Below are 218 nucleotides of genomic sequence, written 5' to 3'. Positions count from 1 at the left end.
AGCGGACGGGCCACCGCAGAGAACCGCGCCCGCATCCCGGTCGACGGAAGCGCCGCGTACGGCGTCGATTTCAACCCCGCTGCCGACGCGCTGCGGGTCATCACGGCGAACGGTCAGAACTTCCGCCAGCCGTTCGCGACGCCGTCCGCAACGGTCATCGACGCGGCGCTGACCCGGCCGGCGGTCCCTCCGGCCACCGGTTCCGTTCCCGCCACCGG

Annotated in this window: 1 protein-coding gene; it reads left to right on the top strand. The window is 73.4% G+C overall.

Annotation, left to right across the window (positions count from 1 at the left end):
- A partial coding sequence (locus ACPW96_RS23370) for a DUF4394 domain-containing protein (protein WP_425886143.1) occupies positions 1-218 on the top strand: 218 nt, incomplete at both ends.

Origin of the sequence: Micromonospora sp. DT81.3, assembly GCF_049847225.1 — a bacterium.
Taxonomy (GTDB): Bacteria; Actinomycetota; Actinomycetes; order Actinomycetales; family Microbacteriaceae; genus Microbacterium.
Note: the sequence above shows the minus strand (reverse complement) of the source record. Positions and strands in the feature narration are given on the sequence as shown.